This is a genomic window from Pseudomonas sp. SWRI18 (assembly GCF_014268345.1).
GTDB classification, from domain to species: Bacteria; Pseudomonadota; Gammaproteobacteria; order Pseudomonadales; family Pseudomonadaceae; genus Aquipseudomonas; species Aquipseudomonas cedrina.
The window spans coordinates 345,682-353,611 of the sequence record NZ_JACCQQ010000003.1; the positions used below are offsets into that span (position 1 = coordinate 345,682).

Consider the following 7,930-nt stretch of genomic DNA (forward strand, 5'->3'; position numbering starts at 1 on the left):
AGGGGCGAGAATCCGAGAGATGAATGGGCGTCTTTATAGCTTGACGGGGGATAGCGATCAAATTACGTTGTGCGTAACTGGATTACGATAAAAACAAATTCCTTGCAGAGGATGGTCCATGAACCTCGAATACCTGTCGGGCTTCGGCAATGAATTCGCCAGCGAAGCCTTGCCCGGCGCATTGCCGGTCGGCCAGAACTCCCCGCAAAAAGCGCCTTACGGGCTGTACACCGAACTGTTCTCCGGCACCGCCTTTACCATGCCGCGCAGCGAAGCCCGCCGGACCTGGCTGTACCGCATCCAGCCGTCGGCCAATCACCCTGCGTTCGTCAAGCTTGAGCGCCAGTTGGCCGGTGGACCGTTGGGGGCCGTGACGCCCAATCGCTTGCGCTGGAATCCACTGGATATTCCCGGCGAGCCGACGGACTTTATCGACGGCCTTGCACGCATGGTTGCCAACGCCGCGTCGGAACACCCCGCAGGCATCAGCATCTACAATTACCGCGCCAACCGTTCGATGCAGCGCGTGTTTTTCAACGCCGATGGCGAACTGCTGATTGTTCCCGAGCAAGGTCGCCTGCGCATTGCCACGGAGTTGGGCGTGCTGGAGGTGGCGCCGCTGGAGATCGTCGTGTTGCCGCGAGGCCTCAAGTTTCGCGTCGAGCTGCTCGATTCCCAGGCGCGTGGTTACGTTGCCGAGAACCATGGTGCGCCATTGCGCCTGCCGGACCTGGGTCCCATCGGTAGCAACGGCCTGGCCAACCCGCGCGACTTCCTCACGCCAGTCGCCCACTACGAAGACCTCCAGCAACCTACGACGCTGGTGCAGAAATTCCTTGGCGAACTCTGGGCCTGTGAGCTGGACCATTCGCCGCTCAACGTCGTCGCCTGGCACGGTAACAATGTGCCGTACAAATACGACCTGCGCCGGTTCAACACGATTGGCACCGTCAGCTTCGATCACCCGGACCCGTCGATCTTCACCGTGTTGACCTCGCCCACCAGCGTGCACGGCTTGGCCAACCTCGACTTCGTGATCTTCCCGCCGCGCTGGATGGTGGCTGAGAACACCTTCCGTCCGCCGTGGTTCCACCGCAACCTGATGAACGAATACATGGGCCTGATCCAGGGCGCCTACGACGCCAAGGCCGAAGGCTTCGTGCCCGGCGGCGCGTCGCTGCACAGCTGCATGAGCGCCCACGGCCCGGACGGCGAAACCTGCACCAAAGCCATCAACGTCGAGCTGGCGCCGCACAAGATCGATAACACCATGGCCTTCATGTTCGAGACCAGCCAAGTGCTGCGTCCCACGCAGTTCGCCCTGGAATGCGCGCAACTGCAAACCACTTATGACGCGTGCTGGGCCTCGCTGCCCGCCACCTTCAACCCGAACCGGAGATGATCGATGACGCAGCCAACCCTTACCCGCAGCTGGGTAGCCTCCGCCAATGGCCACTCGGATTTCCCCTTGCAGAACCTGCCGCTGGGGGTGTTCAGCATCAACGGTTCGGCACCGCGCAGTGGCGTGGCGATCGGCGATTCGATCCTCGACCTTCATACGGCGGTCGACGCGTTCGACGGTGAAGCCCTGCGTGCCGTTGAAGCGACGGCCGGCGGCCAACTGAACCGCTTTTTCGAACTGGGCCGTGGCCCCCGCGTGGCCTTGCGCGAGCGCCTGCTGGAACTGCTGGCCGAAGGCAGCACGTTGCAGACGCGTGAGGCGCAGGTGCTGCACCGCGCCGCCGATTGCCAGATGCACCTGCCGGCCAGGATCAATGACTACACCGACTTCTACGTTGGTATCGAGCACGCGCAGAACGTCGGCAAACTGTTTCGCCCCGATAACCCTCTGCTGCCCAACTACAAATACGTGCCGATTGGCTACCACGGCCGCGCTTCGACCATTCGCCCCTCGGGCACCGATGTGCGTCGCCCCAAAGGCCAGACGCTGCCCGCCGGCCAGTCCGAGCCGACGTTTGGCCCGTGCGCGCGCCTGGACTACGAACTGGAACTGGGTATCTGGATCGGCCAGGGCAATGAGATGGGCGATTCGATTGCCATTGGTGACGCGGCTGAACACATCGCCGGTTTCTGCCTGCTCAATGACTGGTCGGCGCGGGATATCCAGGCGTGGGAATACCAGCCGTTGGGGCCGTTCCTGTCGAAAAGCTTCATCACCACCATTTCGCCCTGGGTCGTCACGGCTGAGGCCCTGGAGCCGTTTCGCAAGGCTCAACCGCCACGGCCAGACGGTGATCCGCAACCGCTGCCGTACCTGTTGGACCCACGTGACCAGGCCGCCGGTGCCCTGGATATCGAGCTGGAAGTGCTGCTGACCACCGCCGCGATGCGCGAACAGCACCTGCCGGCTCATCGCCTGGCCTTGAGCAACAGCCTGCATATGTACTGGACCGTCGCACAGCTGGTGGCGCACCACAGCGTCAACGGCTGCCAGTTGCAGGCCGGCGATCTGTTTGGCTCGGGCACCTTGTCCGGCCCGCAGGCGGGGCAGTTCGGCAGCCTGCTGGAAATGACCGAGGGCGGTAAAAAAGTCGTGGAGTTGCCGTCCGGCGAAGTGCGCAAGTTCCTTGAGGATGGCGACGAAATCATCCTGCGTGCCCGCTGCAGCCGCGAGGGTTTTGCCTCCATTGGCTTCGGCGAATGCCGCGGCACCGTGGTCGCGGCGCGTTAAGAGGGCAGGGCATGGAACTCTATACCTACTACCGTTCCACCGCATCGTACCGGGTGCGCATTGCCCTGGCGCTCAAGGGGCTGGATTTTACCGCCGTGCCGGTCAACCTGCTGGTGCCGGCGGGCGGTGCGAATCGCCAACCCGAGTACCTGGCAATCAACCCGCAGGGCCGTGTGCCGGCGTTGCGCACGGATGAGGGGGCGCTGTTGATTCAGTCGCTGGCGATCATCGAGTACCTGGAGGAACGTTATCCACAGGTGCCGCTGCTCTCCAGGGACCTGGCGGCCCGCGCCCATGAACGGGCGATGGCGGCGCTCATCGCCTGTGATATTCATCCGCTGCACAACTCCAGTACCCAGAACCTGCTGCGCCAGTGGGGGCACGATGAAGCGCAGGTGCTGGAATGGATCGGCCATTGGGTCAGCCAGGGGCTGGCTGCGGTGGAGCAGTTGATTGGCGATGAGGGCTTTTGCCTGGGCGACCAGCCGGGGCTGGCCGATGCGTTTCTTATACCCCAGCTGTATGCGGCGCAGCGTTTCAAGGTGCCGTTGGCGGCGTACCCACGGATTGGGAGGGTGGCGGCATTGGCGGCGCAGCATCCGGCGTTCATTCAGGCGCACCCTGCCAACCAACCTGACACACCCTAAACGCGACAGCACAACCCGGTAGTGAGCGGGCTTGTCGAATCGTCGCACCGCCCGCGCTGGGTGGCGAAGCCGCCCCAAACCAGGCGCCCCGGTCTTGCCTGGAACTCGGCGGTGGCTTTATTGGGGCCGCTTCGCCGCCCAGCGCGGGACAAGCCCGCTCACTACAGGGTTGTGTAGAGAGTCAATGCACCACTGAATTGGGCGGCAAGTGCCCCAGGCGCTCGGTTAGGCGCAGGCGTTGGATCGGGTCTTCGCTGAGCATCAGCGCGTGCTCCAGGTCGAAGCGTTCGGCGTTGGGGCAGTCCAGGCGCTGGTACAGGCTGGCCCGTGCCAGGTAGTCGGCGGCGCTGGCATTGCCCAGTTCCAGTACGCGTTCGGCATCGACCAGGGCCTGCAGCGGGGCGTCGTTGGAAAGGTGCAGTTGCCGCAGGTTGCGTGACAGCCGTTGCAGGATCGAACGCGGGTTGGCGGTGAGCAGGTGGTCGGCCTGTAATTTGAGGTTAGGGCCGTACTGGCGCTGCAACAGGTCGCGGCAATCATTGGGGTATAGGCGCCGGCCGCCGCACGGGTCCAGCACGTGATCAGCGCCGGGTACCCGAAGCAGGAAGTGGCCGGGGAAGTTCACGCCCACCATCGGAATATCGAGGCGTCGCGCCAGTTCCAGGGCAATCAGCCCCATGGCCAAGGGCTGTCCGCGTTTGCGCTGCAGCACTTTGTCCAGCAGTGCAGCGGCGGGGCGCAGAGGCGTGAATTCATCCTGAGCAAACCCCAGGTCATTCAGGCGCCGCAACAGCGGTTGGCCCAGTTCATGCGCCGGCAGCAAAGGCATGTCCAGGCTGACCTGCTGTTGCAGCGAGATCAGCTCCTGCAGCACCAGCAAAGGCTGCACCGTCGGGTCATGCTCGGCAGCGATCCACAATGCGGCTTCAAACACCGCAGGCGGGGAGCGTTCCAGGCAGGCGAAAAAAGCTTTGCGGGGATTCATTGCATTCTCCGGCGGATGCCCCCGTTTTAGCCTTGCTGGGAATTTTCGTCCAGTGGCTTGGAAAATATCTGACGTGCTTATGTCGCAAATCCTGCCAAAACGGGCTTCTTATTCCAGCGTGCTCCGACAGTTTTTTGCCGTAAGCCTATACTTGGCCCACTACCAGAAGTGATTCGGGAGCTTGACGATGTTTGCTCTCATGCACAGCACCCGCCTTGAATCGCTGCACCTGAGTGTCGACCCGGCCACCGGGCTCAAAGCGGTCATCGCCATCCATAACAGCCGCCTGGGGCCTGCCCTCGGTGGCTGTCGTTATCTTGCCTACCCCGACGACGAAAGTGCCGTGGCCGATGCCGCGCGCCTGGCCCAGGGCATGAGCTACAAGGCTGCCCTGGCCGGTTTGCCCATCGGCGGCGGCACGGCGGTCATCATCCGCCCCGCGCATGTGGAAAACCGCGCCGCGCTGTTTGAAGCCTTCGGCCGCTGCATCGAGCAACTAGACGGCCGCTACATCACCGCCACCGACAGCGGCACCTCGGTGGCCGACATGGACTGCATCGCCCAGCACACCCGCTACGTCACCAGCACCACCGCCGCCGGCGACCCCTCGTCCCACACCGCCATGGGCGTGTTCACCGGCATCCGCGCCACCGCCATGGCCCGCCTGGGCAGCGACAACCTCGAGGGCCTGCGCGTCGCCATCCAGGGCCTGGGCAATGTCGGCTACGCCTTGGCCGAGCAGCTGCACGCCGCCGGCGCCGAACTGCTGGTGAGCGACATCGACCACGGCAAGGTGCAACTGGCCATGGAGCAACTGGGCGCGCACCCCATCGCCAACGATGCCTTGCTCAGCACGCCATGCGACATCCTCGCACCCTGCGGCCTCGGCGCCGTGCTAAACCGCCAGAGCGTCGGCCAACTGCGCTGCGCCGCCGTGGCCGGGTCCGCCAGTGCGCAGTTGACCAACCTGCCGGTCGCCGACCAACTGGAAGGGCGTGGCATCCTCTACGCGCCCGACTACGTGATCAACTCCGGCGGCCTGATCTATGTCGCCCTCAAGCACAGCGGGGCCGAACTGCCGACCATCACCGCGCACTTGTCCAACATCGGCACGCGCCTCACCGAAATCTTCGCCCACGCCCAGGCCGAAAAACGCTCACCCGCACGGGTGGCCGATGAACTGGCCGAGCGCCTGCTGTACCGATAGCCAGGTATTAAAAAGGCCCTGAATCATGGATTCAGGGCCTGTTCAATTCGGGCTTTTATTCCGCTGGTGCGTTGAGCAACTCGGACAGCGCGTCCGGCTGGCTCTTGAACGCCTTGGCAAATACATCGCGATTCTTCGCCATGTAGATCCCGGCTTCTTCCACCTGCTGCTCGCTCAGGGACGGCACGGCTTTTTGCAACACCTCTGCCAGCAACTCAGCGAGTTCAAGCATCTTGTCATGACGGTCAGCTTCGGCTTTATCCATGAACAAACGCTCCAGATCTCGGCTGCTGCGGTATACCACTTCGACGGCCATTCACCACCTCACATGCCTTCACGATAGTTGTCTATTGCGACTACTGTATTTATATACAGCGAAAAGGGTAAGCCAAACCAGAGCGTTTGGGTAGCAGTTTTTTAATGTAGTCGGGAAATGGGGGTTTGCTACAAGGGAAATTTCTGACGATACGTTGAGGTTGCCGCGTAATCCTACAGTGGCTTACCTTTTCCGGGCCTTGCAAACGCAAGGCCGAGCTTGGCGGCTCGACACGAAAAGGAGAACTTTTTAATGACCACCGGAGCCGCACCATGGAAAGCAATACTCCCCGTTCCGCCGCCGCATTAGATTCAGAGCCGTCTACCACGTTATTCAGCGTCACGCCTGAAGCTGATACAGAAACCTTGCTGGCCAATGCCAGCGAAACCCTGAGCAGCGCCCGTGAAATGGCAAATACGCTGGCATTCGACTTGGAAGGTCCGCCGCGAAGTCTTGTACTAGCCATTCACCAATTGGTAGAGATGAGCGGCTTGTTGGTTGACCGTGCGCTGGAGCAAGTCGCACCTGCGTAAAATCACACCGATGTTTTTGCCGAGCGAGCTTGTTGTGGCGAGCGAGCTTGCTCGCGTTGGGCTGCGAAGCAGCCCCAATTCAGGCGAAGGTGTTCTTCCAGATAAACCTGGGTGACAGGTTTCGGGGGCGCTTCGCACCTCAACGGGAGCAAGCTCCCTCGCCACAGAATAGGTGTACATACCTTATGAAAACTGAATCTTCTGAAATCCCCCAACACCAGGATCCCGATGCGTCCTACGACTTTTGGTTTCGAACCAAGGTGCAAGAAGCCTTGGATGACCCGAGCGCAGGTATCCCCCATGAGCAAGTCATGATCGAAATGCAAGCGTTGATCGAAGCCAAGCGTTCAACCTATCAACCCGATTAAGTGCCTCATGTCACGCGGCCACCCTCTCACTTCCCTGCCCCTGGCCTTTTTTCTGCATGCAGAACAACCGTCACGTCCAACCCGCATTATCCGGTCGAACCGACCTAAGGAAGCATCATCGTGAAAATCAACTGGGCCGACAGGCTGCGCCAGCAAGTACATGCCCTGGCCGAGTCCCTGGGCAATCTGTTTGTCGAGTCGTTCCACTACCTGGCGCTGTTCGCCATCGGTGCGGTGACGGCCTGGGCGGCGGTGATGGAGTTTTTGGGGATGCTCGAAAACGGGCACATCAAGATCGATGACATCTTGCTGCTGTTCATCTACCTGGAATTGGGCGCCATGGTCGGGATTTATTTCAAGACCAACCACATGCCCGTGCGCTTCCTGATCTACGTGGCAATCACCGCTCTGACGCGCTTGCTCATCTCCAACGTGTCTCACCACAACCCGCCAGACGTGGGAATCATCTACCTGTGCGGTGGGATTCTGCTGCTGGCATTTGCAATCCTGGTGGTGCGCTACGCATCGTCGGCCTTCCCGTCGGTGAAAGTCGAAGGCCCGCGCCGCAAAGGGCAGGCGAGCCTGGAAACCGAGAAGGGCGAGCTTTAAAGCCCGACGTTGAATGGCAGGGCGCGGGTGGAGGGTTGCAGTGGCACCGTGTGATCACCATCCGTCATCACCGTCAGGATTTCCATGGCGCTGTGGCCCTGTTCGATGGCGATGCCAAACTGGATACTCTGCACCAGGCGTTTGAGCCGTTTGGGATCGTTGCGCTGTTCGGCGCTGATCATGCGTTTGGCCACCACGCCTTGATCGTTGGAGAGGGTCAGCATGATGCTGCCGTCCAGCCGCTGGATGCTCAGGTTGACACGGTATTGCGGGGTGAATGTGTCGGTGATGATCTGAAAAGGATTGTCCATGGTGCGTTACCGCCTGATAAGAACATGCAGTCATTGACGACCGGTGTCGGGATTAGTTCGCATTGCCTGACCACCGGCCACTTCGTCGCTGAGGGTTCACAAAGTCCGTTTGCCCCATGGCTGTACAGCAAAGGGCGTGCCGTACAGCGAGCTATCTGCCAGCGGAATGCCAATGTGGGAGCAACTGTCTTGAAGGCTTTTAATTTGAATGTTATTGAAAGGCAGCAAGCATCCTACGGCCGCGTACCGTAAACGATCACTG

9 protein-coding genes and 1 pseudogene are annotated in these 7,930 nt (G+C 61.3%); 7 read left to right on the top strand and 3 right to left on the bottom strand.

The window, feature by feature from the left end; genetic code table 11:
• The first annotated feature begins 118 nt into the window (after nucleotides 1-118).
• From hmgA to maiA, 3 genes are read left to right on the top strand one after another with little or no spacing between them, the layout of a single operon-like run.
• Nucleotides 119-1,402, top strand: coding sequence for a homogentisate 1,2-dioxygenase (gene hmgA / locus H0Z09_RS06440; RefSeq protein WP_186688592.1), 1,284 nt, complete (start codon nucleotides 119-121; stop codon nucleotides 1,400-1,402).
• A 3-nt stretch (nucleotides 1,403-1,405) separates the two neighbouring features.
• Complete coding sequence (fahA, locus tag H0Z09_RS06445; RefSeq protein WP_186688594.1) at nucleotides 1,406-2,692, top strand: fumarylacetoacetase; 1,287 nt, start codon at nucleotides 1,406-1,408, stop codon at nucleotides 2,690-2,692.
• Nucleotides 2,693-2,703: 11 nt separating this feature from the next.
• Nucleotides 2,704-3,339 carry a maleylacetoacetate isomerase gene (maiA, locus tag H0Z09_RS06450; RefSeq protein ID WP_186688596.1) on the top strand — a complete coding sequence of 212 codons (636 nt, stop codon included), beginning with the start codon at nucleotides 2,704-2,706 and terminating at the stop codon, nucleotides 3,337-3,339.
• A gap of 181 nt (nucleotides 3,340-3,520) precedes the next feature.
• On the opposite strand, the gene H0Z09_RS06455 is transcribed toward maiA, so the two are convergent.
• Nucleotides 3,521-4,324 (bottom strand): transglutaminase family protein, encoded by an 804-nt coding sequence (locus H0Z09_RS06455; RefSeq protein WP_186688599.1) that lies wholly within the window; start codon nucleotides 4,322-4,324, stop codon nucleotides 3,521-3,523.
• 187 nt (nucleotides 4,325-4,511) lie between these two features.
• Between H0Z09_RS06455 and H0Z09_RS06460 the strand changes: the two genes are divergently transcribed.
• Nucleotides 4,512-5,531: a Glu/Leu/Phe/Val dehydrogenase gene (locus tag H0Z09_RS06460; RefSeq protein ID WP_186688601.1), complete on the top strand. Its 1,020-nt coding sequence runs from the start codon at nucleotides 4,512-4,514 to the stop codon at nucleotides 5,529-5,531.
• 55 nt (nucleotides 5,532-5,586) lie between these two features.
• Here the strand turns inward: H0Z09_RS06460 and H0Z09_RS06465 are convergent, their stop codons facing one another.
• Nucleotides 5,587-5,847, bottom strand: a complete 261-nt coding sequence (locus H0Z09_RS06465; protein ID WP_012722374.1) for a YebG family protein — start codon at nucleotides 5,845-5,847, stop codon at nucleotides 5,587-5,589.
• Between the two features lie 311 nt (nucleotides 5,848-6,158).
• Between H0Z09_RS06465 and H0Z09_RS06470 the strand changes: the two are divergent.
• The 3 genes and pseudogenes from H0Z09_RS06470 to H0Z09_RS06480 all read left to right on the top strand — a co-directional run.
• Nucleotides 6,159-6,380, top strand: a pseudogene (locus tag H0Z09_RS06470) (DUF6124 family protein); the annotation flags it as partial.
• 185 nt (nucleotides 6,381-6,565) lie between these two features.
• A complete protein-coding gene (locus H0Z09_RS06475) occupies nucleotides 6,566-6,748 on the top strand; it encodes an antitoxin (RefSeq protein ID WP_186688603.1) in 183 nt (60 codons plus the stop codon).
• Nucleotides 6,749-6,868: 120 nt separating this feature from the next.
• Nucleotides 6,869-7,357, top strand: coding sequence for a phosphate-starvation-inducible PsiE family protein (locus H0Z09_RS06480; protein WP_076951306.1), 489 nt, complete (start codon nucleotides 6,869-6,871; stop codon nucleotides 7,355-7,357).
• Here H0Z09_RS06480 and H0Z09_RS06485 read toward each other — a convergent pair.
• Nucleotides 7,354-7,668: a DUF3509 domain-containing protein gene (locus H0Z09_RS06485; RefSeq protein ID WP_186688605.1), complete on the bottom strand. Its 315-nt coding sequence runs from the start codon at nucleotides 7,666-7,668 to the stop codon at nucleotides 7,354-7,356. The two genes, H0Z09_RS06480 and H0Z09_RS06485, sit on opposite strands and share 4 nt — an antisense overlap.
• Nucleotides 7,669-7,930 lie beyond the last annotated feature (262 nt).